Genomic DNA, 21,091 nt, shown 5'->3' on the forward strand with positions numbered 1-21,091 from the left:
GGCGTCTAGGCCGGCCGGCGCGGGTGTCAGCCGTCCTGTGCCTGGGTGCTTCCGCCGGACAGGGCCAGGCAGGTCAGCAGGCGCTCCAGGGTGATCGCGCCGGCGAGCACGCCGTCGCGGCCGACGACCGCGACGATCGGACTGCGCAGCCTGGCCATCAGGGCGGCCACCTCGAGCAGGGTCGCGTCCAGCGGCACGGTGGCCGGCGTGGCCGGCTGGCGCGGCAGGCAGTCGCCCACCGTCAGCTCGCCCAGCTCGCCCCAGAACAGGTCGGCGTGCGCCTCGTCGATCGTCCGGCAGAGCGCCGGATCCTCCTGGTACGCCCCCGGCACCGCGAGCCGCAGCACCTGCGTCCCCGGGAGCACGCTCGACGGCCTGCCCGTGCCGTCCACGACGATCAGGCCGGGCATCCGGCCCATCGCCATGATCCGCACGGCCTTGGTGACGGGGTCGTGCGCGGTCACGGTCGGCAGGTTCACGGCGATGTCGCTGGCTTCCACGTCGCTGTCTCCCTCCGGCTCCCGTCCATCCTCCCGGCGGAGGTCATGCGGCGGCTATCGGGTCGAGCACCCATCTGGGCAGGGATAGAACATGTAGGGACGGGTTTCTCAATGGGGGTCAGACCGCATGGACAACCACACCGCAGGACGAAGAGGCTAGAGGCGATGAACGATCGCGCGAGGGGCGGCACCGGGGATGCGCCGCCGGCCGGGACGCGCCGCGCGGGCGCGCCGCGCGGCGCGTCCCGGCCGGCGGCTCAGGGCCTGTTCCGCCGGCTGGTGGTGATCAACGGCCTGGTGTTCGCCGCCGGGACGCTCGTACTCGCCGTCTCCCCCGCCACCGTCTCCGCGCCCGTCGCGTGGGCCGAGGTGCCGGTCCTGGTGATCGGGCTGGCGGTGATGCTCGTCGCCAACGCGCTGCTGCTGCGCCGCAGCCTCGCCCCGCTGGACGCGCTCACCACGCTCATGCAGCGCGTCGACCTGCTGCGCACCGGCGACCGGCTGCCCGGCGGCGGCAACCGCGACCTCACCCACGTCATCGACACGTTCAACGCGATGCTGGACCGGCTGGAGGCCGAGCGCAGCGCCAGCAGCGCCCACGCGCTGGCCGCGCAGGAGGGCGAGCGGCAGCGCATCGCCCGCGAGCTGCACGACGAGATCGGCCAGAGCCTCACCGTGGTGCTGCTCGGCCTGAAACGGGTGGTGGACCGCGCCCCCGCCGACCTGAAGGAGGACCTGCACGGCGTTCAGGAGACCGTGCGGGCCAGCCTCGACGAGGTCCGCCAGGTCGCCCGCCGCCTGCGCCCCGGCGTGCTGGAGGACCTCGGGCTGCACAGCGCGCTCAGCGCCCTGTGCACGGACCTGTCCCGCATGAGCGGCATCCCCGTCACCCGCTCGGTACGGCCCGACCTGCCCGCCCTCGGCGCCGACGTCGAGCTCGTCCTCTACCGGATCGCGCAGGAAAGCCTCACCAACATCGCCCGGCACGCCCACGCCGAGCACGCCAAGCTGTCACTCGCCCGCGAGAACGGCCACCTGGTGCTCCGCATCACCGACGACGGCCGCGGCGGCGCCCTCCAGGAGGGCGCGGGCATCCGCGGCATGCGCGAGCGCGCCCTGCTCATCGGCGCCCGCCTCACCATCGACTCCCCGCCCGGCGACGGCACCCGCGTCAGCCTCGCCATCCCCTGCGATCGGAGCACGACCCTGTGAACAAGACCCGGATCCTGCTCGCCGACGACCACGCCCTGGTCCGCAGGGGCCTGCGGCTGATCCTCGACGCCGAGCCCGACCTGGAGGTTGTCGCCGAGGCCGCGGACGGCGCGCAGGCCGTGGCCGCCGCCTCCGAGGACGACGTGGACCTGGCCATCCTCGACATCGCGATGCCCCGCATGACCGGCCTCCAGGCCGCCAGGGAGATCTCGCGGCGGGCGCCCGGCATCCGCATCCTCATCCTGTCCATGTACGACAACGAGCAGTACTTCTTCGAGTCGCTCAAGGTCGGGGCGTCCGGCTACGTCCTCAAGTCCGTCGCCGACCAGGACCTGCTGGAGGCGTGCCGGGCCACGATGCGCGGCGAGCCGTTCCTCTACCCGGGCGCGGTCACCGCGCTCATCCGCGACTACCTGCAGCGCGACCGGGAAGGCGAGCGCATGCCGGAGAGCATCCTGACGCCCCGGGAGGAGGAGATCGTCAAGCTGATCGCGGAGGGCAACTCGGCGAAGGAGATCGCGGAAACCCTCGTCATCAGCGTGAAGACCGTGGACCGGCACCGCGCCAACATCCTGCAGAAGCTCGGCATGCGCGACCGGCTGGAGCTGACCCGCTACGCCATCCGCGCCGGCCTCGTCGAGCCCTGACCTACCCTCCTGATCACCTCAGCAAGACCGGCCCGATTGAGGTCGGCGAGCAGACCCGGCTGGCAGAGGAGGCCGAGAGCGAGCAGTCGGCACGCCCAGCGGCCGATATGGTCGCCGCCCGTCCTCGCCTGGCCCGCTCTCCCGCCGCCGCCGTCACTCTCGGAACGGTCAGGACCTGGTCGGTACGGGGGATGCGCCGGCACGGGCCACCTGTCACGACCGGCCTCCCGTGGGTGTAGAGGCACACAGGCCTCGGACCCGCCGGCGACGCCGCCCACCGGTTTTGAAGACAGGGGTGCCCACCAGAACACGCACTTCCAACCCCGTAACCCTCACGGCAGGACGGACGACACCATCCACCCAAAACCGGAACTATGCACAAATAAGCCCGATTTAGGCTCATAAAGCATTGAAGATCAATTATTGATTTTTGTGATCATGAAATATCTTCACTACACACATCAGCAAAGACGGCACACCAAAGCGCGGCATGTCCCATAATGCTCCCGTGGCCAAGCACAGTACGACCCGCCCTCCCGGATGGTCTCGCCCTTTTTCAGTGCGGTTTCACGCTCTTGCCCTGGTCGCTCTCGCCGGGGGGATATTGCTCGTCAGCTTCGGCATAGGGGCCAATCCAGCAGTGGGCAGCATAGCCGGGACGATCCTGGCCATCGGCACATTGGTCGTGACGGCCGGCTACAAGATACAGAAGATTCCGACGATCGGCCGTACCGTCTGCCGGTGCATGGTGATACTGGCCCTCATCACGGAGTCCGGTATAGGCGCGTTCTGGATCGGATCGATCTGGTACGCGCGTTCACGGGCGATCGACCTACGCTCAAAAATCGAGCTGCGCGACCATTTCGGCATGCGGCCCGACGTCGATTTCGCCACCCTTGACATCGACATTCCCGAAGAGCGGGACGGCATCGAGCTCACCTTCCAGGCCACCGACCGGGACCCGGCGCTCGGCATCTGCGCGCCCTTCACCAAGATTAGCGCGACACCCGCCTCCAACGGCAGCTCTGCGACTGAGATCGAGGTGCAACCCGACGAGGCCATGTGGCTTGGCCTCGCACCCGGCAGCAAGAAACTGCAGCTCCGGATAACCGTCAGGAACACAAAAGACGACGCCAACTGCCGGGTGAATCTGTCAGTGCGCCGCGCGATTCTCATGGACAAATGACCAGCAACCGAACCAGGAAAACCGATGCCCGGCAAAAACTCGATCCTGCGCCCCGTTGCGCTGGCCGTCCTGCTGACGATCGCAGGCTGTGGCGGTCCGTCCACCACCCAGGAGCCCTCGATACTCGTCGGCACGATCAGTGTGGGAATGGCCGATGACGCGCCAGGTTTCGCGCTGAACGCGATACGTCCGACCGGCATGGACGTCAACGTCGCTACGGCCATCGGGCGGGAACTGGGGCTGCCCATAGCGCCCAGGCCCATCACCTCGGCGGACCGGGAGCCGGCACTGAAGCGGAAAACCGCGACCCTCGTCATCCACACCTACTCCATCACGGCGGATCGCAACAAGAACGGCATCGACTTCGCCGGGCCCTACATGGTCAGTACCCAAGCGCTGCTGGTCCGCGATGACAACAAGAAACTCGGTACTGTGGCCAGTCTGAAGGACCAGACCATCTGCACCGTCCAGACCACCACCGGCGGAGAGGTGGTGATCCCCGGCGCCATCATGGGAAAGAGCGCCACGATCCAGCCCACTACCCGTCAATGCGTCGAGGCGGTGCGCGGAGGAGACAACGCGGCCCTGTTCACCGACACTCTGCTGCTCTACGGATATGTGCAGGCGAATCCCGGAGTGTTCCGCATCATCCTGCCCGGTGTGTTCGGGCAGAAGCAGTACTACGGCGTGGGCCTTCTGGGCAATCACCACGCCGATTGCGTCCGGCTCAACCAGGCGATCACCAAATACCTGAGTACGCAATGGCGCACGGATTTACTGAGCACGCTCCCGGAGGCGGCCAAGGACTTCCCCGGCGGCGATCAGAGCGCCGGAGACTTCGAGAGCACGTTCAAGCCGACTTCCGAGGACATGGAACGGCTTTCGTGCCAGCTACGGACCTGACCGCGAACGCCCTGCCCGGCGTGTACGCGGTCGACGGCGAGCCACTCGTGCGCTGAACCTGCTCGGCCAGCCCCACGACGCCAGGCGCGCCTCAAGTGCCTTTGACCAGCAACGGCAGGCCGCCACGGTGATGCCGCCTTCTCGCCATGGACGATCTCGCCGGCGCCAGAGAATGTGGCCACACCGGTGATCGCCTCCGTAACCTCGCGACGGCTCAGGAGCCCGCTCGCGATCGCGGCCTTGATCGGGCCGTGGAGCGCGATGTTACGTTGAAGGTCAAGCGTGCCCGATACCTGCGCGAAGGACGTGGTCACCGTGCTCTACCTCTTCGGCTTTGATCGGATCGGCGTGGCCGTGAGCGACATCTACTTCGTCGACCCTAACCCGCTCGAAGGCCAGGAGGGCGCCGAGCGCGGCGTGCGGCTGGAGCTGCGCCGGCTGGAGAGCGGCGAGCTGAAGGGCTCCATCTACTCCTCCCGCCCCATCACCGTCGACCGGCCGATCTGGCGGGTCGACCTCCTGGAGTCGGTCACCGGCACGCCCGGCAGCTTCGACCGCACCCACCACCACCCCGGGGTGAAGGGGTGGGAGCCGGGGCGGCGGGTGTTCGACGAGCGGCTGTCGCAGGAGCCGCTGAAGTGGCTCGGCGAGCGGCTGGCCGACCTGGAAGGCGTCTTGGACGAGGCCGGCGTGGGACGGGACGAGGTCAGCCCGGCCGACGTGAGCGGCCTGCGGGAGCGCACCCCGGAGATCGTCGAGACGGTCGCCCGCCTGCTCGACACCGTCCGCACCGCCGACCCGGGCGGCCCGGCCGGGGCCGACTCGGCGACGAGCGTGCGGGCGAGCTGGTTGTGAAAGCCGGTCAGGCTCAACGCCTCGGCGTAGGGGAGACCGACGTGGACGGCGACTCCTGAGGCAGGCTGGTCGGGTCCTGCAGCACCCTGGTGATGGCCGCCCCTGCCAGCGCGGTGGCGGCGGCGGTCGCGGCGGCCACCAGCACGGTGACCGTGGGTGTCGTCAGCGACCGCACCGTACGCCAGGTTCGCACGGCCGACCAGGGCAGCGCCGCCGCCTGCAGCAGCCGGCGCTCCCAGTACAGGCCGAGAAGGAGACAGATGAGCAGCAACTGGCCCACGCGGACGGCGGCGGCGGGAAGTAGCTCGCTGTTGGACAGCACCAGGTTGGCCATCGCGATCGTCTCGGCGGGCAGGAGCGCGAGCAGGAGGCAGAGGGCCTTGCCGATGGGGCCCTCTCCGCGCAGCCAGGGATAGAAGTAGCCGTAGACGAACGCAGCGACGGCCGGATACACCATCCAGCGGAGGTAGTCGGCGACGTTGTACGCGGTGGGATCGTCGTCGAAGAACCACCACTTGTGCAGCCACACGCCGTAGCAGGTGAACAGCATCGTCAGGACGAGCCCGGCTTTGAGTCCGGTCAAGCCGTTCTCCCACGGCGAATGACCAGCGGCGGAGTTGAAGGCGGCCTGGCGAATGGTCAGGCCACCGCGCCGGTGGACACCTCCCAGGTCGAGTTCGTGCCGCTGTTTGTCGAAGTCGCTGACACTAAGCTCACTGGAGACCAAGCGCCCCTGCGCACCACGCATCAGATCGAGCAGCGAATCCTCCAAGATGCGCCGCCGCAGCTCCAGCCTGATCAGCCTGTGGTGCACGCGCGGCCGCACTGCGGCCAGGCGCCCGGCCTGCCGGGCTCGGGCGAGTGGGAGAAGCCAGGTGAAAGCGGCCCAGGTAGCGAGGGTCGAGTAGAGAGCGGGCCAGGTGGTGGTCAGCGGGTACATGAGGGCCGAGATGCCCAGCGCGATTCCCACGGCGCGGACGCAACGATCGTCGAGGCGGCGCGAGCCTCGCAGGACCATGAGCAGGACGAGGGGCAGCAGCACCTGTAAGCCGTCGAAGGCCACGAAACCGATCCAGTTGGCGGGATCGTTGCCGTAATAGGTCGTCCCGGTCCATAAGGAGTACTCCGGCCATGCCCGGACAGCACCAATGACGTCGAGATAACCGGCGGCGCCGCAGACGATGATCGCGGCCATTGCGAGGTTACGGCGCGGGAATGGCAGCACATCGAGCAGGGCGAAGGTCGCCGGGCACAGCAGCAGGCCAAGCATGAGATAAGCCCAGATGGGTGGATCGCTGGCCAGCAGCCACATCTGGTACAGGCAGGCGGCCACGACCATCTGAACGGCCGGCACGGGACCTGCCGGGAGCGCTCGGGGCCCGGCGAGCACGTGCAGCGTCAGGCAGGTCGCCGGCACCGTACCGGCCAGCGCGATCGCGCAGGCGGACCAGGGGATGGATGCTCCCTCGACCTGCGCGTAGAGCAGCAGGAGGACGGCGAGGAGGGCGGTGAGCACCCAGCTGAGGACGGTGTCGCGGTGGTCCCACAACCGTACGCGCCGCTGGTGCCGGATCCAGAGGGTGGCGCCTTGGGGCACGACCGTCAGGAGCACGCAGGCCGTCGCGACGGAGCTGACGGCCCAGGGCAGCAGGCTGGCGCCGCCGAGCACCAGAGCGGCAAGACAGAGCAGGGGCGAGGCGCACATGAGGATCTTCTGCTCTCTGGGGGCGTCCGGACGTGCCGAGCGGCGGGCGAGCACCAGCACGACCCAGGGGCACAACGCGACGAACGACCACACCAGGGCAGGCGCCCACCACGTCAGCGCGTTCGAGACCTCGTCCTCTTCCTCGGGATCCTCCTCCTCGGGATCCTCCGTCAGCTGGACGTCCGGTGCCCCAGCCACGCGGACACGGACGATCAGACCCTCCATCGTGGAGGGTGGGCCGGTGAGCGTGGCCGACCATTCCGTCTGCTCCTGCGGCAGCGCCGGGCGGATGCCGACGATGTTGCCGCCGCGCACCCCGAGACGAAGCGCCTGCGACTGCAGGGGATGCGCAAGAGGAGGGTGTTTGTCGAGCCAGGACCCGAAGGCGAGATCGGTGACGTGGTCCGAGGACTGGCCGAGTGTGGCCGCAATGCGGGTCTCGCCGGAGAGCAGCACGTCCACCTCCCTCGACAGCGCGGTCGATCGCAGGACAGGCGGGTCGACCCGGCTGAGAGTGGAGAAGTCGCTCCCACCCGCGCCGTAGCCGATGTACGCGACCGGCAGCCCGGTGGCGAACAGGAAGTCCTCACCATCGGTGAACCGGCCCTGGCGGATCACGGACACGAGCGGGTCTGTGACCTCCAGCCGCAGGACGTGCGTCTGCAGGACACGATCACCATCGTCGGCGAAGACGATGTCGAAGCTCGAGTCGGCGCTGCGCGGTGGGTAATCCGTCCTCCACAACGACGGCAGGAAGGCCAGCCCCAGTGGCGCCTGTTCGCCCGTGTCGTTCACCACCTCCCGCGCAGGGCGCTCCGTCTGCATGCCGGCCCACACGGAAGCCGCAACCGCGATGGACACGAGCAGCGGCACCGCGACCGCCCGGAGGAGACGAGCTCTCCCGCCCATAGGTTCATAGTGGATGCGGCCGCACCCCGTGCGGCCGTCATCAGCGAAATCTCGTCTCGATGGTCACTCGGTCGAGGCCCTGCCACGGACGCGGTCGGCGAGCTCGGCGACCGCGCCGACCAGCTCGGGGCCGGTGAGCAGGGTCAGGTCGTTGTGGCCCGCCCCGGGCACCTCCACCGCCGTCGCCCCGGCGGCCTTGGCGACCGTGCGGCTCAGGTCGGGAGGGACGGTCGTGTCGCCGGTGCCGTACACGACCACGACCGGGGCCCGGACGGCGGCGATGGCGTCGGCGACGGGGAAGCGGTCGCGCAGGAGGGCGCGTACCGGCAGGAACGGGTAGTTGACCTGGCCGGCGGCGGCCAGGTCGGTGAACGGGGAGCGCAGCACCAGGCCGTCGGGCGGGCGTTCCAGGGCGAGCCGGGTCGCCACCGCCGCGCCTAGGCTCTCGCCGAAGTAGATCACCTTCGGGGTGTGGATCGCGTCGCGGGCGGCCAGGGCGTCGAGGAAGAGGCCGTCCTCGGTGGGGGTGCCCGGGTTGCCGCCGTAGCCGCGGTAGTCCATGAGCAGGACCGGCAGCCCGCGCGCGGCCAGCGCCCTGGCCAGCGGGGCGCGGTGCAGCCGGTTCCCGGCGTTGCCCCCGGTGACCAGCACGGTCACCGCCCGGTCGCCGGACGTCTCGTTGGGCAAGTCGCCGGGCGGGGCGGCGGGGACGTACCAGGCGGTGAGTTTCAGGCCGTCGCGGGTCGTGAGGGTGATGTCGCGCGCGCCCGGGATCACCGTCGCGGCGGGCGGCACGGGGGCGGTGTCGGGCAGGTAGATGAGCCGCCGCTGGAACACCCACAGCAGCCCGAGCAGCAGGAGCAGCACCGCGGCGACGACCAGGGCGGTGCGCGCGAGCGTCGTCACGAGGACAACGGTACGCAGGCGCGCACCGGCGCGCCCACCGCCACCGCCCCGCCCCGCCGCCGCCGCATCCCCCGGCCGCCGAGGGCGCCGGTGCACGGCCGTGCGGGTTACACGAGCGTGCCGGCCTGGATGACGTGCCGCACGTGCTTGGGGTCGGCCAGGACGCTGATGTCCGCCAGCGGGTCGCCGTCGAGCACCACCAGGTCGGCGTGCGCCCCGACGGCGAGCGTGCCGATCTCGCCCGCGAGCCCGACCAGCTCCGCCGCCCCCGTGGTGGCGGCGCGCAGGACGTCGAGGGGCCGCTGCACCTCGGCCCGGAGCCGGAACTCCTGGTTCTGGTGCCGGTGCATGCCGCCGAGCAGGTCGGTTCCGTACGCGAGCCGCACCCCGCCGCGCGCGGCGCGGTCGAGGGCGGCGAGGCCGGCGTCGAGGACTTCGTCGACCTTGCGCCAGCTCCGCTCGGGCAGGCCGAACTCGCGCCCTTCCTCCTTGAGCGCCCAGTACGTGACGAGGGTCGGCACGAGGAAGGCGTCGTGCTTGAGGAAGAGCTCCACGCTGGTGTCGTCGATGAGGTTGCCGTGCTCGATGGAGCGCACGCCGGCCTCCAGGGCGCGGTTGACGGCGCGGGCGGTGTAGGCGTGGGCGGCGACGTACCGGTTGGCGGCTTCGGCCTCTTCGACGGCGGCGCGCAGCTCGTCCATGGAGTACTGGGTGGAGTCGATGCGGTCGGTCGGGGAGGCGACGCCGCCGGAGGCCATCATCTTGATGTGGTGGGCGCCTTTGCGCAGCTCGTCGCGGGCGGCGGCGCGGACCGCGTCGACGCCGTCGGCGACGCGGCCGACGCCGGCGCAGCAGGGGTGGTCGTCCTTGAGGTGTTCGCCGCGGCCGCGGAAGTCGGCGTGCCCGCCGGTCTGGCTGAGCCCCTTGCCGCAGAACAGCAGGCGGGGCCCGCGGACGAGCCCTTCCGCCTGGGCGTCGGCGAGCCCGAAGTCGGCGCCGGAGGCGTCGCGGACGGTGGTGAAGCCGCGGCTGAGCATGTCGCTCATGATGCGGGCGCTGTGGGCGGCCACGTAGGAGGGGGACATGGAGCCGAGGGTGCCGAGGTTCGCGGTGGAGGCGGTGACGTGGACGTGCGCGTCGATCAGGCCGGGTACGACGCGGGCGCCGGCCAGGTCGATCACCCGGGTGTCGTCGGGGGCGGTGAGCCCGTGGCCGGTCTCGGCGATGCGGCCGTCGGCGCAGCGCAGGTCGGCCTCGGTGTAGTCGCCGGTCGCGACGTCGAGCAGCAGGGCGTTCTTCAGGAGCAGGCTCATGCGGCACCGGCCTTGAGGTAGGGGGCGGCGTCCTGGGCGATGGCCTGGGCGGCGGCGAGCGAGGCGTCGTCGTAGGTGCCTTCGGCGTCGAGGATGTTGAGGACGCCGAGCACGTCGCCGTCGTCGCCGAGGACGGGCACGTTGATGATGGAGGAGCAGCCGAGGCTTTCGATCAGCTCGTGGTCGGCGAAGATCTCGCGTACGGCGGCGCGGTCCTTGCCGAAGTACGGCCGCCGCCCTTCGATGCAGGTGGCCAGCCAGCCGGCGGCGACCTCGACGGTCTTCTCGCCGCCCACCGGGTACTGCTCGGGGTGGCTGCTGTGCACGCGGCGCAGCGCCCGCCGCTCGGGGATCCAGGCGAGCACGGTGAACAGGCGCACGCCCACCTCCCTGCGCACTCTTTCCTCAAGCTCGATCATCGTCTTGCCTCCTCGGTCGTCTCGGTCAGCTCTTCCAGTGATCGCCCTGCCGTGGCCAGCCCGAACACGATCACGCACACCACCCCGGCCACCAGCACCGCCGTGGTCAGCCCGAACACGCCGGCGAAGCCGAGGCTCGCGGCGGACGCGCCGATGATCGTCGGTGCGAGGATGCTGCCGACCCGGCCGAACGCGCTGGACAGGCCGGTGCCGGTGGCGCGGATCCAGGTGGGGAAGACCTCGGGGGTGTAGGAGTAGACGCCGGCGTACGTGCCGTTCAGGAAGAACGACAGCACCGCGCCCGCGACAGTGATCATGACGGGCGAGTCCATCTGCGACAGCCAGAACGCGCTGACCGCCGAGCCCGCGAGGTAGAGCGCGATCGTGTTCTTGCGGTCCATGCGCTCCGACAGCCAGGCGGCGGAGAAGTACCCGGGGATCTGCGCGAGGTAGATGATGATCGAGAACTCGAAGCTCTTGGTGACCGTGATGCCGCGGCCGATGAGCAGCGTGGGGATCCAGGAGAAGAACCCGTAGTACGAGAACGTGATCACGAACCAGATCAGCCAGATGACGGCCGTGCGCCTGGCCATGGCCGGGCTCCACAGGAAGCGCAGGGCGCTGAACAGGTTCACCTTCGGCGGGTCGGCCGTGGGGGCGACGGCGGTCTCGGGCACCGGCGGCAGCGGCTCGCCGGTGGCCTTCTCCACGCGCCGCTCCAGGTCGGCGACCACCCGCTCGGCCTCGGCCGCCCGGCCCTGCTGGAGCAGGAAGCGCGGCGACTCGGGCAGCGAGCGGCGCCACCACAGCAGCATCACGATGGGCAGCGCGGTGATCACCTGCGCGATCCGCCAGCCTTCGTCGAACGTCGGCACGACGAACCGCCCGATGAGCGCCGCCATCACGAACCCGAACGAGAAGAACCCGGCCAGCGCCCCGATGAACCAGCCGCGCCGCTTGGCGGGCACGAACTCGGACAGGAACGGCGCGATGATCGCGCTCTCCGCCCCAGCCCCGGCGCCGGCCAGCACGCGCGAGCCGAGGAACACCTCGTAGTTGGGGGCGAACGCGGCGACCACGGAGAAGACGGCGTAGAAGGCGAGCGCGTACATCATCACCTTCTTGCGGCCGATGCGGTCGCCGAGCAGGCCCGCGACGGTCGCGCCGAACAGGAACCCGAACGGCGTGGCCGACCCGATGATGCCGAGCTGGACGTCGGACAGGCCCCAGGCCGCCTTCGCGCTGGGCAACAGGAACGCGACGACGGCCGAGTCCATGCCGTCGAAGGTGTAGCCGAGGCCGCCGATCAGGAGCAGGACGTAGTGCGGACGGCTCAGCGGGAGCCGGTCCAGACGGGCCAACAAGGTCATCGAGCAACACCTTTCGCCAGGTCATGGCCCTGCAGGTCGATTGCGCAGCAACATATAGTGCAAATCAGCAAAATTGCAATGGTCTTTGCAGGTTTCGGTGGTCACGACCGCGTAGCATGCTGACCCGACCACCCCGCGAGGAAAGGGCCCACGTGACGGAGACCGCCACCGACAGCTACCAGGACTGGCTGCGCGAGCGGCTGCCGGTGCGCGGGCTGCGCGGCAAGGCGGCCGCCGTGCTGGAGGTGCTGCTGTCGCAGCCGCGCCGGGCCGCGTTCGGCTCCGCCGGGGAGCTGGCGCAGCTCGCCGGCGTCAACGTCGCCACCGTCACCCGTACGGCGCAGGCCCTCGGCTTCGCCGGCTGGCCGGCCCTGCAACAGGAGTTGCGCGCCCGGTACCTGTCCTCGCTCAGCGCCGGGCAGGTCGCCGCCGAGCACCGGGGCACCGGCTCCCCCAGCGCCCGCTCGCTGCGCCGCGACCTCGACAGCCTCGCCCTGCTCAACCGGCGCCTGGACGAAGGCGTGCTGCTCACGATCGCCGAGGCCGTGGCGGGGGCCCGCCGCACCGTCATCGTCGCCGACGGCAGCTACGCGGCCGTCGGCATCGCGCTGGCCCACAACGCCCGCCTGGCCGGCTACCCGGTGCACGCCGTGACCGGCGGTGACGCGGAGCTGGCGAACGTGATGGCCGCGATCGGCGAAGGCGACGTGCTGATCGCGATCAGCTTCTGGCGCCTGTACGAGAGCACGGTGCTGGCCGCCAACGAGGCCCGATCGCGCGGCGTGCGCGTGTTCGCCGTCACCGACGCCGCCAGCCCGGCCCTGGCCGGCGCCGCCGAGCAGGTCGTGATGGTGCCGGCGGAGGGCGAGGCGTTCTTCCCCTCGCTGACGGCCGGCATCGCCGTGGCCCAGGCGCTGGTCACGCAGCTCGCCGCCGTGGATCCGGCGCGTACGGGGGCCTCGATCGAGGCGGCGGAGGCGATGTGGGACAAGTTCGGCCTCCTCCACCGCCGGCCCGCCGCCCCCGACCAGCGCTCAGCCCTCCCAGGAGGCCACGGCGCCGACCACTCGGCCCCCTGAGGAGGCCACGGCGCCGATCACTCAGCCCCGTGCGGAGCCGGCGGCGTCGAGGATCAGGCTCGTGCGGAGCCGATGGCGTCGAGGATCAGGCCGATCACCTCGTCGCGGCGCGGCACCAGGTAGAAGTGGCCGCCGGGCAGCACGTGCAGCTTGAACCCGGCGCGGGTCAGCTCGCCCCACCCCTCGGCGAGGGCCGCGTCCACTTCGGGGTCGGCGTCGCCGATGATCGCCGTGATCGGGCAGTCCAGCGGCTCGGCGGGGCGGCTGCGGTAGGTCTCGGCGAGCCGGTAGTCGGCACGCATGATCGGCAGGATGTACGCGCGCACGTCGGGCTCGTCCAGCAGCTCGGGCGCGGTGCCGCCGAGCCGCCGCAGCTCGGCCACCAGGTCCTCGTCGGTGGCGCGGTGCACGGTGCCGGGGCGGGGCACGTGCGCGGGCCGGCGCCCGGAGACGATCAGGTGGGCGGGCCGGATCCGCAGCGCCGTCTCGTACGCGAGCACCGACCCCATGCTGTGCCCGAACAGCACGGCGGGGCGGTCGAGCAGCGGCCTCATGGCCTCGGCGATCCGGTCGGCGAGCAGGTGGGCGTCGCTGACGGGCGCCTCCCCCATCCGGTCGGCGCGGCCGGGGTACTGCACGGCCCGCACCTCCACGCCCGGCGGCACCGCCCGGTGCCAGTCCCGGTAGGCCGCGGCGGCGCCGCCGGCGTGCGGGAAGCAGAACAACCGCAGGGCGGCGTTCGGGCGGGGGTCCAGAGCGTGGAACCAGGTCATGCGGTCTCCTGCGACGGCCGGGGGTCACGGTCACCTCCTACTGAACCAGCCGTCCCGGACGGACGTCACGCGGGCCCGGCCGCGAGCGGAAGCCCGCGTCTGGACGAGCGTCGCACCGGCCCGGCCGTAACCGGAAGCCCGCCTCTGGACGAGCGTCGCACCGGCCCGGCCGCAAGCGGAAGCCCGCCTCTGGACGAGCGTCGCACCGGCCCGGCCGTAACCGGAAGCTCGTCCCCGGCGGCATCGCGGCGGGGACCCGGGCCCGCGTAAGATCCGTGCGTGATCTCCTTACGGGTCGTCATCACCGCTGTCGTGGCGGCGGGTGTGCTGATCGCGGCCGGGGTCCTGGTGCTCGGCCGCGGCGGCGAGGCGGAGCCGGCGCGCGAGCGCCTGGTGCGGGCCGCCACCACGCCCGGCCCGACCGTGCTGGTGGACGCCCGGGGCACGGTGCTGGCGGAGTTCACGGGCGAGTGCGGGAGCAGCCGGTACGCGTACGTGTGCGAGCGGGTGCGGGCCGAGCTGAAGGCGAACGCCCCGGAGCTGCTGACGGGCAAGCCGGGCCTGACGATCAGGACGGCGATCGACCCGCGCGCCCAGGAGGCCGCCCAGCAGGCCATCGACCGTCACGTCGGCCGCGCGGACGAATACCTCGCCCTGGAGGCGATGGTCGCGCCGGGCAGCGGCGAGATCAGGGCGCTGGCCGCCAGCCACGACGACCTGCGCGGTTACAAGGGCTTCCAGCAGGGCAGCACCGCCATGGTGTACACGCTGGCGGCCGCTCTGGAGGGCGGCCTGCGCACCGGCGACGGTTTCCCGTTCGCCGCGAGCTACCGGGCGCCGACGTACGCGGCGTTCAAGAACTGCAAGGGCCAGAACGTCGGCGACCCGACCCACAGCGTGCTCAACTTCGAGCACGGCGGAGGTGGCTTCACCACGCTGGAGTCGGGCACCCTGGCCAGGGAGAACACGTTCTTCGTGCAGCTGACCGAGCGGGTCGGGCTGTGCGAGAGCGTGCGGATGGCGCAGCGGCTCGGGCTCGAACGGGCCGACGGCCTGCGCCTCCAGGAGTTCGAGACGTTCGCGCTCGGCGTCAACGAGGTGGACCCGGTCGCGGTGGCCACCACGTACGCCACTCTCGCCGCCCGCGGCCTGCACTGCGCGCCCCGGGTGGTGACGGAGGTCAGCGACCGGAGCGGTTACCGGCGCTCGTTCCCGCCGCGCTGCGAGCAGGCGCTGGAGGCGCCGGTGGCCGACGCGGTGACGGGCGTGCTGGAGCGGGCGCTGGCCAAGGGCCCGCTGGAGGGCCTGGGCCGCGACGCGGCGGGCATGGACGGCACAATGGGCTCCAACGCCAGCGCCGGTTACGCCGGATACACGCCCGCCCTGGCGGCGGCCGTCGCGCTCGGCCACCCCGACGGCTACCGGCGCCCGCTCACCGGCGTCACCATCGGGGGCAAGCGTTACGCGGAGGTCGAGGGCACCACCATCCCCGGCCCCATCTGGAAGGACTCCATGAAGGCGGCCCTGGACGGCACCGAGGCCACGTCCTTCACCCCACCCGACACCACGCGGTTCGGCGGGTGCAGCAGGGCCTGCGCCGACTGACCCGCGAGCCAGGAGGTCCGATGAGACCCGTGGATCGCGCCGAGTACCTGGGGTACACACCCGCCACCGAGAGCCGCCGGCTGATCGCGAACGGCCTGCCCAAGGAGCTGCCGGAGACGCTTGGGGGCCGGCACCGGTTCACGCCGCTGTCCCTGTTCGTGGGCGACCGCCTGGCGGCCACGGCCTTCGCCCGGCTCGACGGGGTGGGCGCGTTCTGGCTGGACGTGTGGCTGCTGTCGCCCAAGCGCGGCGGCCGCTGGAACCTGCGCACGGGCGGCACCGTCGCGGCCGACCCGTGCGACGAAAACGTGCTGCGCCCGCGCCCGGCCGCCGCCGCGCTCGACGGGCACGCCGACGCGGGCGACAGCACCCGCTACAACGCCAGCCCCGTGCCGTGGCTGCGCCGCCCCTACCGGTGGGTCGGGTACGGGATCGTGCGGCTGTCGGCCGAGGTGGGCGTGGTGCGGCTCGGGGAGCGGGACATCATGGTGCCGGAGCACGGGCTGCAGGCGCTGGCGTGGCGCCCGGGCCGCCACGGCGTGCCGGCGGACCTGCTCGGCCACCGCGGCGAGCATCTCGCGGTCCTCACCCTGCGCTGACCGGCCCGGGTGAAAGGCGAGCACCCCTCGGCGTTCATCCCGCGCCGACCGGCCCGGGTGCGAGGCGGGCGAGGTGCCGGTCGACGAGGGCGATCACGTCGTGCGGCGAGTAGAGCCCGATCAGCGCGGGCTGCCCCAGCCCCTGGGCGAGGGCGAACAGCGCCCGCGCCTCCTGGTCGGGGTCGAGCCCGGCGGCGAGCTGCCCGGCGGCCTGCGCGGCCCGGATCTGGCCGGCGTAGAAGTCGAGCACCAGCGGCAGCCCGGCCCGGACCATCGCGCCCAGCTCGTCGGAGACCACGGACCTGGCCAGGAAGGCGAGCCCGACGCGGGCCTCGAAGCGGCGGGTCTCGTCGAGCGGCAGGACCTCCAGGATCGCCGCCCGCAGCAGGCGCAATGGGTCGTCCTGGTCGGCGGCGGCCACGCGGAGCGCGATGCGCGCGTTGAGCTGCTCCAGCGCCACCCGCAGCATCTCCTCCTTGGTGGCGAAGTAGTGCTGGACCGCGCCCATGGACATCCCGGCCTCGGCGGCGACCTCGCGCAGGCTGACGCTGTCGAGGCCCTTGGCGTCGATGATCCGGTGCACGGCTTCGGCGATCAGCAGCCGCCGCGCCTGGTGATCGACGATCTTAGGCATCCAGGAGCGGCTCCAGCTCGGCGACGGCGTGGTCGCGGTGGACGTTGAGCGTGGTGACGGCGTCGTCGGCGGAGCGGCGGCGCAGCGCGTCGAGGGCGGCGCGGTGCTCCTCGATCACCCGCTCCCGGTTGCCCGCGTCGCCGTAGTACATGGACCGGTAGGCGTCGGTCGTGTCCCACAGCGTGCGGATCAGGCGGGCCAGGCGCGGCCGGCCCGCGCAGTCGAACAACGTCATGTGGAAGGCGCGGTTGGCCGTCGCCATGGCGGCGACGTCGCCCGCCGCCGCGGCCCGCTCGACCTCCTCCTGCGCCGCCTCGATGCGGCCGAGGTCGTCGTCGGTGAGGCGGGCCACCGCCGCGCGCACGGCCTCCTCCTCCAGCAGCTCGCGGATGCGGTAGACCTCGCGCAGGTCGTCGAGGGAGAGCATGACCACGCAGTAGCCCTTGTGCGGCTTGTAGGTGACCAGCCCCTCGCCTTCGAGCGTCTTGAGCGCCTCGCGCAGCGGGACCCGGCTGACCTGCAGCTCCTCGGCGAGCGCGTCTTGCCGGATGGGGGTGCCGGGGCGCAGGCGGCCGGTGGTGATGGCGCGGCGCAGCTCTCCCAGCACGAACTGCTGGGCGGTGGGCGGCCTGCGTCGTGCCTCGTCCGGACTCACTGCCTCAATATCTCACGAACCCAGGCATCGTCCTGCCCGAGCGCGGGCGGCGGGCGGTGGTAGGAGGGCGGGGTGGCGCTGAGGCGGATCGGGTTGGCGACCTGGCCGGCGCCGCCCAGCTCGACGGACGGCTCCAGGCCGAGCTCGCCGGCCAGGGCGAAGGCGGCGGCCAGGTCGTTGATCGGCCCGCACGGCACCCCGGCGGCCGTCAGCCGCTCGAACCACTCGTCGGCCGTGCGCCCGGCCAGGGCCGCGTTCAGCTCGGGGACCAGGGTGTCGCGGGCGGCGACGCGGTCGGCGTTGGTGGCGTGGCGGGGGTCGTCGGCGAGGTCCTGGCGGTCGAGGGCGAGGCAGAGCGCGCGGTACTGGCGGTCGTTGCCGGCGGCGATCACGATCGGGCGGTCGGCGGCCTGGAACACCTCGTACGGGACGATGCTCGGATGCCGGTTGCCCATGGCCTGCGGGACGACGCCGGCGGCGGCGTAGGCGGAGGCGTGGTTGGTCAGCGCCGACAGCAGCGACGACAGGAGCGAGACCTCCACATGCTGACCGGCCGCCTGCTCGGAGGCGGCGCCGCCCAAGCGGCCGCCCTGGCCTGTCTGGTCGCGATGGCGGAGGGCGGCGAGGATGCCGAGGGCGGCGTGCAGGCCGGTGATCACGTCCACCAGCGCCACCCCCGCCTTCGTGCCGGGCCCGCCGGGCTCGCCGGTGACGCTCATCAGCCCGCCGACGGCCTGCGCGATCAGGTCGTACCCGGGCAGCTCGGCCCCGGCCCCCGACCCGAACCCGGTGATCGAGCAGTACACCAGGCCGGGGTTGAGCGCGCGCAGCGCCTCGTAGCCGAGGCCGAGCCGGTCCATCGTGCCGGGCTTGAAGTTCTCGACGAGCACGTCCGCCCGCGCCGCGAGGGCGCGCGCCACCTCGGCGTCGGCGCGCAGGTCGAGCGCGATGGAGCGTTTGTTGCGGTTCACGCCGAGGAAGTACGTCGCCTCGCCGGAGGGCGCGTACGGAGGCCCCCAGGCGCGGGTGTCGTCCCCGGTGCCGGGCCGCTCGACCTTGACGACGTCGGCGCCGAGGTCGGCGAGCAGCATCGTGCAGTAGGGCCCGGCCAGCACGCGGCTGAAGTCGGCGACCAGCAGCCCGGACAGCGCTCCGCTCACGCCGGCGCCCCCAGGTAGACGGTGACGGTGCGGGTGTAGAACTCCCTGGCGGCCCGTCCTTGCTCCTTGGGCCCGAAGCCGCTCTGCTTGGCGCCGCCGAACGGCACGTACGGGAACGTGCCCGCCGACTCGGAGTTGACGTGCAGCACGCCGACCTCCAGCCGGTCGATCGCCGCCAGCGCCGTCCCGAGGTCGCGGGTGAAGACGGCGGCGGACAGGCCGTGGTCGCTGAGGTCGGCCAGCCCCAGCGCCTCCTCGGTGCTCGACGCCCGCACGGCTCCCACGACGGGCCCGAACAGCTCGGTGCGCCAGAAGTCCACGCCGGTGCCCGGCAGGTCCAGCACGGTCGGCGGCACGAACCAGCCCTCGCGCTCCAGCGGCTCGGCCCCGGCCAGCGGCTTGGCGCCGGCGCCGACGGCCTGCCGCACCCCGGCGGCGACGCGGTCGCGCGCGGCGGAGCTGACGAGGGGGCCCATCTCCACCTCGGGCGCCAGCGGGTCGCCGACGACGAGCCGGGCGGCGCGGTCGGCCACCCGTTCCAGCAGCTCGTCGGCGACCTGGGTGGCCACGACGAGCCGCGAGGTGGCGGTGCACTTCTGCCCGGTGGACCGGAACGCCCCGAGGCAGACCTGCTCGGCGGCGTGGTCGAGGTCGGCGTCGGCGAGGACGACGGAGGCGTTCTTGCCGCCCATCTCGGTCTGCACGGGCTTGCCCAGCTCGCCGCAGCGCGCGATGACGGCCCGGCCGACGGCGGTGGAACCGGTGAACGACACCGCGTCCACGCCGGGGTGGTCGACGATCGCCGAGCCGGCCTCGGCCTCGCCGTACACGAGGTTGAGCACGCCGTCCGGCAGCCCGGCCTCGGTGAGCGCCCACGCCAGCCGGTAGGCGAGCAGCGGAACGAGCGAGGACGGCTTCCAGACGACGGTGTTGCCGTAGGTGAGGGCGGGGCCGATCTTCCAGGCGGGGATGGCGATCGGGAAGTTGAACGGCGTGATGAGCCCGGCGACGCCGATCGGCTTGCGGACGACGAGCACGCTCTCGCCGGGGCGCGGGGAGGCGAAGACCTCGCCGCTGTCGCGGTCGGCCTCGCTCGCGTAGTACCGCAGGATGCGGGCGGAGCCCCGGACCTCGGCGACGGCCTCGGGCAGCGTCTTGCCCTCCTCGCGGGCCAGCTCCGCGCCCCACTCCTCGGCGGCGGCGTCCACGAGGGCGGCGGCGCGCAGCAGGATCTCGGCGCGGGCGTGGTGCGGGGTCGCGGCCCAGCCGGGCGCGGCGTCGCGGGCGGCGGTGATCGCCCGCGCCACCTCGCGCGCGGAGGCGAACCGGCCGCGCGCCACGACCTCGGAGGGCCGCGCGGGGTTGGTGTCGGCGAACTCCTCGCCCTCCCCCTCGACCCAGCGGCCACCGATGAGATTCAGAACGTCCATGGTCAACGCACCCTAACTGTGTCATATTGGATTTTCAATATTGGATCCAAAATATGGAGACCGCCGATGATCGCACCCACCGCCCTGTTCGCCCTGGACACGCTGCTGACCGACGAGGAACGCGAGATCAGGAGCACGGTCAGGCGCGTGTGCGACCGGGAGATCCGGCCGCACGTCGCCGGCTGGTTCGAGGCCGGCGAGCTGCCCGCGCGCGAGCTGGCCCGCACGCTCGGCTCGCTCGGCGTCCTCGGCATGCACCTCGACGGGTACGGCTGCGCCGGCATGGGCGCCGTCGCGTACGGCCTGGCCTGCCTGGAGCTGGAGGCCGCCGACTCCGGCCTGCGCAGCCTCGTCTCGGTGCAGGGCTCCCTCGCCATGTACGCGATCTGGAAGTACGGCAGCGAGGAGCAGAAGCAGGAGTGGCTGCCCGCGATGGCGGCCGGGGAGCGCATCGGCTGCTTCGGCCTGACCGAGCCCGACTTCGGCTCCGACCCCGGCGGCATGCGCACCACCGCCAAGCGGGAGGGCGGCGACTGGGTGCTGAACGGCACCAAGCTGTGGATCACCAACGGCTCGGTGTCGGACGTCGCCGTGGTCTGGGCCCGCACGGACGAGGGCATCAGGGGCTTCCTCGTGCCGGCCGGCACCCCCGGCTTCACCGTCAACGACGTCAAACACAAGGTCTCCCTGCGCGCGAGCGTGACCAGCGAGCTGGTGCTCGACGGCGTGCGCCTGCCCGCCGACGCGATGCTGCCCGGCGCCAGGGGCCTGTCCGGGCCGCTCGGCTGCCTGAACGAGGCCAGGTTCGGGATCGTGTTCGGGGCGATGGGGGCGGCGCTGGACTGCCTGGAGACGGCCATCGCCTACGCCTCCGACCGGGAGGTGTTCGCCCGGCCGCTGTCGTCGTACCAGCTCACCCAGGAGAAGCTCGCGGACATGGCGCTGGAGCTGGGCAAGGGCCTGCTGCTGGCCGTGCACCTCGGGCGGCTGAAGGAGGCCGGCACGCTCACCCCCGAGCAGGTGAGCGCCGGCAAGCTGAACAACGTGCGCGAGGCCCTGGAGATCGCCAGGAAGTGCCGCACGCTGCTCGGCGCCGGCGGCATCACCCTCGAGTATCCGGTGATCAGGCACTCCGTGAACCTGGAGTCGGTGCTCACCTACGAGGGCACCTCCGAGATCCACGCGCTGGTCATCGGCAAGGCGCTGACCGGGATCCCCGCGTTCAAGTAGG

Annotated in this window: 20 protein-coding genes; 9 read left to right on the forward strand and 11 right to left on the reverse strand. The window is 71.9% G+C overall.

Translation table 11 applies throughout. From position 1 onward, the window contains the following. Window positions 1–26: 26 nt before the first annotated feature. Window positions 27–500, reverse strand: coding sequence for a CBS domain-containing protein (locus tag KIS93_RS45950; RefSeq protein WP_080041591.1), 474 nt, complete (start codon window positions 498–500; stop codon window positions 27–29). A 165-nt stretch (window positions 501–665) separates the two neighbouring features. Here KIS93_RS45950 and KIS93_RS45955 point away from each other — a divergent pair, with 165 nt between their 5' ends. The 5 genes from KIS93_RS45955 (at window position 666) to KIS93_RS45975 (ending at window position 5,303) form a co-directional block, all read left to right on the forward strand. Further along, entirely contained in the window at window positions 666–1,712 is a 1,047-nt protein-coding gene (locus tag KIS93_RS45955; protein ID WP_080041592.1) for a HAMP domain-containing sensor histidine kinase, read from the forward strand. After that, a complete protein-coding gene (locus KIS93_RS45960) occupies window positions 1,709–2,359 on the forward strand; it encodes a response regulator (protein ID WP_080041593.1) in 651 nt (216 codons plus the stop codon). The genes KIS93_RS45955 and KIS93_RS45960 overlap by 4 nt, the downstream gene beginning before the upstream one ends. A 508-nt stretch (window positions 2,360–2,867) precedes the next feature. Next, the gene (locus tag KIS93_RS45965) at window positions 2,868–3,545 is read left to right on the forward strand and encodes a hypothetical protein (protein ID WP_155128284.1); all 678 of its coding nucleotides are present in this window, start codon (window positions 2,868–2,870) and stop codon (window positions 3,543–3,545) included. A gap of 24 nt (window positions 3,546–3,569) precedes the next feature. After that, window positions 3,570–4,448: a transporter substrate-binding domain-containing protein gene (locus KIS93_RS45970; RefSeq protein WP_080041595.1), complete on the forward strand. Its 879-nt coding sequence runs from the start codon at window positions 3,570–3,572 to the stop codon at window positions 4,446–4,448. A gap of 282 nt (window positions 4,449–4,730) precedes the next feature. After that, window positions 4,731–5,303, forward strand: a complete 573-nt coding sequence (locus tag KIS93_RS45975) for a hypothetical protein (protein WP_230465459.1) — start codon at window positions 4,731–4,733, stop codon at window positions 5,301–5,303. Window positions 5,304–5,316: 13 nt separating this feature from the next. Here KIS93_RS45975 and KIS93_RS45980 read toward each other — a convergent pair whose 3' ends face one another. The 5 genes from KIS93_RS45980 to KIS93_RS46000 form a co-directional block, all read right to left on the reverse strand. Further along, window positions 5,317–7,917, reverse strand: coding sequence for a hypothetical protein (locus KIS93_RS45980; RefSeq protein ID WP_080041597.1), 2,601 nt, complete (start codon window positions 7,915–7,917; stop codon window positions 5,317–5,319). A gap of 63 nt (window positions 7,918–7,980) precedes the next feature. After that, window positions 7,981–8,823 carry an alpha/beta hydrolase gene (locus KIS93_RS45985; RefSeq protein WP_186404816.1) on the reverse strand — a complete coding sequence of 281 codons (843 nt, stop codon included), beginning with the start codon at window positions 8,821–8,823 and terminating at the stop codon, window positions 7,981–7,983. 107 nt (window positions 8,824–8,930) lie between these two features. Further along, window positions 8,931–10,136 (reverse strand): metal-dependent hydrolase family protein, encoded by a 1,206-nt coding sequence (locus tag KIS93_RS45990; RefSeq protein WP_080041600.1) that lies wholly within the window; start codon window positions 10,134–10,136, stop codon window positions 8,931–8,933. Further along, window positions 10,133–10,555, reverse strand: a complete 423-nt coding sequence (locus KIS93_RS45995; protein WP_080041601.1) for a GAF domain-containing protein — start codon at window positions 10,553–10,555, stop codon at window positions 10,133–10,135. Before KIS93_RS45995 ends, KIS93_RS45990 begins: the two co-directional genes overlap by 4 nt. Further along, a complete protein-coding gene (locus KIS93_RS46000) occupies window positions 10,552–11,925 on the reverse strand; it encodes an MFS transporter (protein WP_080041602.1) in 1,374 nt (457 codons plus the stop codon). Before KIS93_RS46000 ends, KIS93_RS45995 begins: the two co-directional genes overlap by 4 nt. 152 nt (window positions 11,926–12,077) lie before the next feature. Here KIS93_RS46000 and KIS93_RS46005 point away from each other — a divergent pair, with 152 nt between their 5' ends. After that, the gene (locus KIS93_RS46005) at window positions 12,078–13,004 is read left to right on the forward strand and encodes a MurR/RpiR family transcriptional regulator (RefSeq protein WP_080041603.1); all 927 of its coding nucleotides are present in this window, start codon (window positions 12,078–12,080) and stop codon (window positions 13,002–13,004) included. A 53-nt stretch (window positions 13,005–13,057) separates the two neighbouring features. Here the strand turns inward: KIS93_RS46005 and KIS93_RS46010 are convergent, their stop codons facing one another. Further along, a complete protein-coding gene (locus KIS93_RS46010; protein WP_080041604.1) occupies window positions 13,058–13,777 on the reverse strand; it encodes a thioesterase II family protein in 720 nt (239 codons plus the stop codon). 279 nt (window positions 13,778–14,056) lie between these two features. On the opposite strand from KIS93_RS46010, the gene KIS93_RS46015 reads away from it, so the two are divergent. Both KIS93_RS46015 and KIS93_RS46020 read left to right on the forward strand, forming a co-directional pair. Beyond that, window positions 14,057–15,382, forward strand: a complete 1,326-nt coding sequence (locus KIS93_RS46015; RefSeq protein WP_080041605.1) for a PBP1A family penicillin-binding protein — start codon at window positions 14,057–14,059, stop codon at window positions 15,380–15,382. A 20-nt stretch (window positions 15,383–15,402) separates the two neighbouring features. Next, window positions 15,403–15,981, forward strand: a complete 579-nt coding sequence (locus KIS93_RS46020) for a hypothetical protein (protein WP_155128288.1) — start codon at window positions 15,403–15,405, stop codon at window positions 15,979–15,981. Between the two features lie 34 nt (window positions 15,982–16,015). Here the strand turns inward: KIS93_RS46020 and KIS93_RS46025 are convergent, their stop codons facing one another. Genes KIS93_RS46025 through KIS93_RS46040 form a run of 4 tightly spaced genes read right to left on the reverse strand, consistent with a single transcriptional unit; the run spans window position 16,016 to window position 19,860 of the window. Beyond that, complete coding sequence (locus KIS93_RS46025) at window positions 16,016–16,615, reverse strand: TetR/AcrR family transcriptional regulator (protein WP_080041607.1); 600 nt, start codon at window positions 16,613–16,615, stop codon at window positions 16,016–16,018. After that, the gene (locus tag KIS93_RS46030) at window positions 16,608–17,270 is read right to left on the reverse strand and encodes a GntR family transcriptional regulator (protein WP_080041608.1); all 663 of its coding nucleotides are present in this window, start codon (window positions 17,268–17,270) and stop codon (window positions 16,608–16,610) included. Before KIS93_RS46030 ends, KIS93_RS46025 begins: the two co-directional genes overlap by 8 nt. Further along, window positions 17,267–18,430, reverse strand: a complete 1,164-nt coding sequence (locus KIS93_RS46035; RefSeq protein ID WP_080041609.1) for a CaiB/BaiF CoA transferase family protein — start codon at window positions 18,428–18,430, stop codon at window positions 17,267–17,269. Before KIS93_RS46035 ends, KIS93_RS46030 begins: the two co-directional genes overlap by 4 nt. Next, window positions 18,427–19,860, reverse strand: a complete 1,434-nt coding sequence (locus tag KIS93_RS46040; RefSeq protein ID WP_222107891.1) for an aldehyde dehydrogenase family protein — start codon at window positions 19,858–19,860, stop codon at window positions 18,427–18,429. The genes KIS93_RS46035 and KIS93_RS46040 overlap by 4 nt, the downstream gene beginning before the upstream one ends. A gap of 66 nt (window positions 19,861–19,926) precedes the next feature. Here KIS93_RS46040 and KIS93_RS46045 point away from each other — a divergent pair, with 66 nt between their 5' ends. Next, on the forward strand, window positions 19,927–21,090 hold the full coding sequence (locus KIS93_RS46045; protein WP_080041612.1) for an acyl-CoA dehydrogenase family protein: 1,164 nt from the start codon (window positions 19,927–19,929) through the stop codon (window positions 21,088–21,090). Window position 21,091: the final 1 nt, after the last annotated feature.

This window comes from [Actinomadura] parvosata subsp. kistnae (genome assembly GCF_900323885.1).
Taxonomy (GTDB): domain Bacteria; phylum Actinomycetota; class Actinomycetes; order Streptosporangiales; family Streptosporangiaceae; genus Nonomuraea; species Nonomuraea composti.

Excerpts from the sequence above, each read along its gene's own strand:
- KIS93_RS46040 (WP_222107891.1), bottom strand. The coding sequence starts at position 19,860 with ATGGACGTTCTGAATCTCATCGGTGGCCGCTGGGTCGAGGGGGAGGGC.
- KIS93_RS45990 (WP_080041600.1), bottom strand. The coding sequence starts at position 10,136 with ATGAGCCTGCTCCTGAAGAACGCCCTGCTGCTCGACGTCGCGACCGGC.
- KIS93_RS45970 (WP_080041595.1), top strand. The coding sequence starts at position 3,570 with ATGCCCGGCAAAAACTCGATCCTGCGCCCCGTTGCGCTGGCCGTCCTG.
- KIS93_RS46045 (WP_080041612.1), top strand. The coding sequence starts at position 19,927 with ATGATCGCACCCACCGCCCTGTTCGCCCTGGACACGCTGCTGACCGAC.
- KIS93_RS45980 (WP_080041597.1), bottom strand. The coding sequence starts at position 7,917 with ATGGGCGGGAGAGCTCGTCTCCTCCGGGCGGTCGCGGTGCCGCTGCTC.
- KIS93_RS45955 (WP_080041592.1), top strand. The coding sequence starts at position 666 with ATGAACGATCGCGCGAGGGGCGGCACCGGGGATGCGCCGCCGGCCGGG.
- KIS93_RS46020 (WP_155128288.1), top strand. The coding sequence starts at position 15,403 with ATGAGACCCGTGGATCGCGCCGAGTACCTGGGGTACACACCCGCCACC.
- KIS93_RS46025 (WP_080041607.1), bottom strand. The coding sequence starts at position 16,615 with ATGCCTAAGATCGTCGATCACCAGGCGCGGCGGCTGCTGATCGCCGAA.
- KIS93_RS46010 (WP_080041604.1), bottom strand. The coding sequence starts at position 13,777 with ATGACCTGGTTCCACGCTCTGGACCCCCGCCCGAACGCCGCCCTGCGG.
- KIS93_RS46000 (WP_080041602.1), bottom strand. The coding sequence starts at position 11,925 with ATGACCTTGTTGGCCCGTCTGGACCGGCTCCCGCTGAGCCGTCCGCAC.
- KIS93_RS45995 (WP_080041601.1), bottom strand. The coding sequence starts at position 10,555 with ATGATCGAGCTTGAGGAAAGAGTGCGCAGGGAGGTGGGCGTGCGCCTG.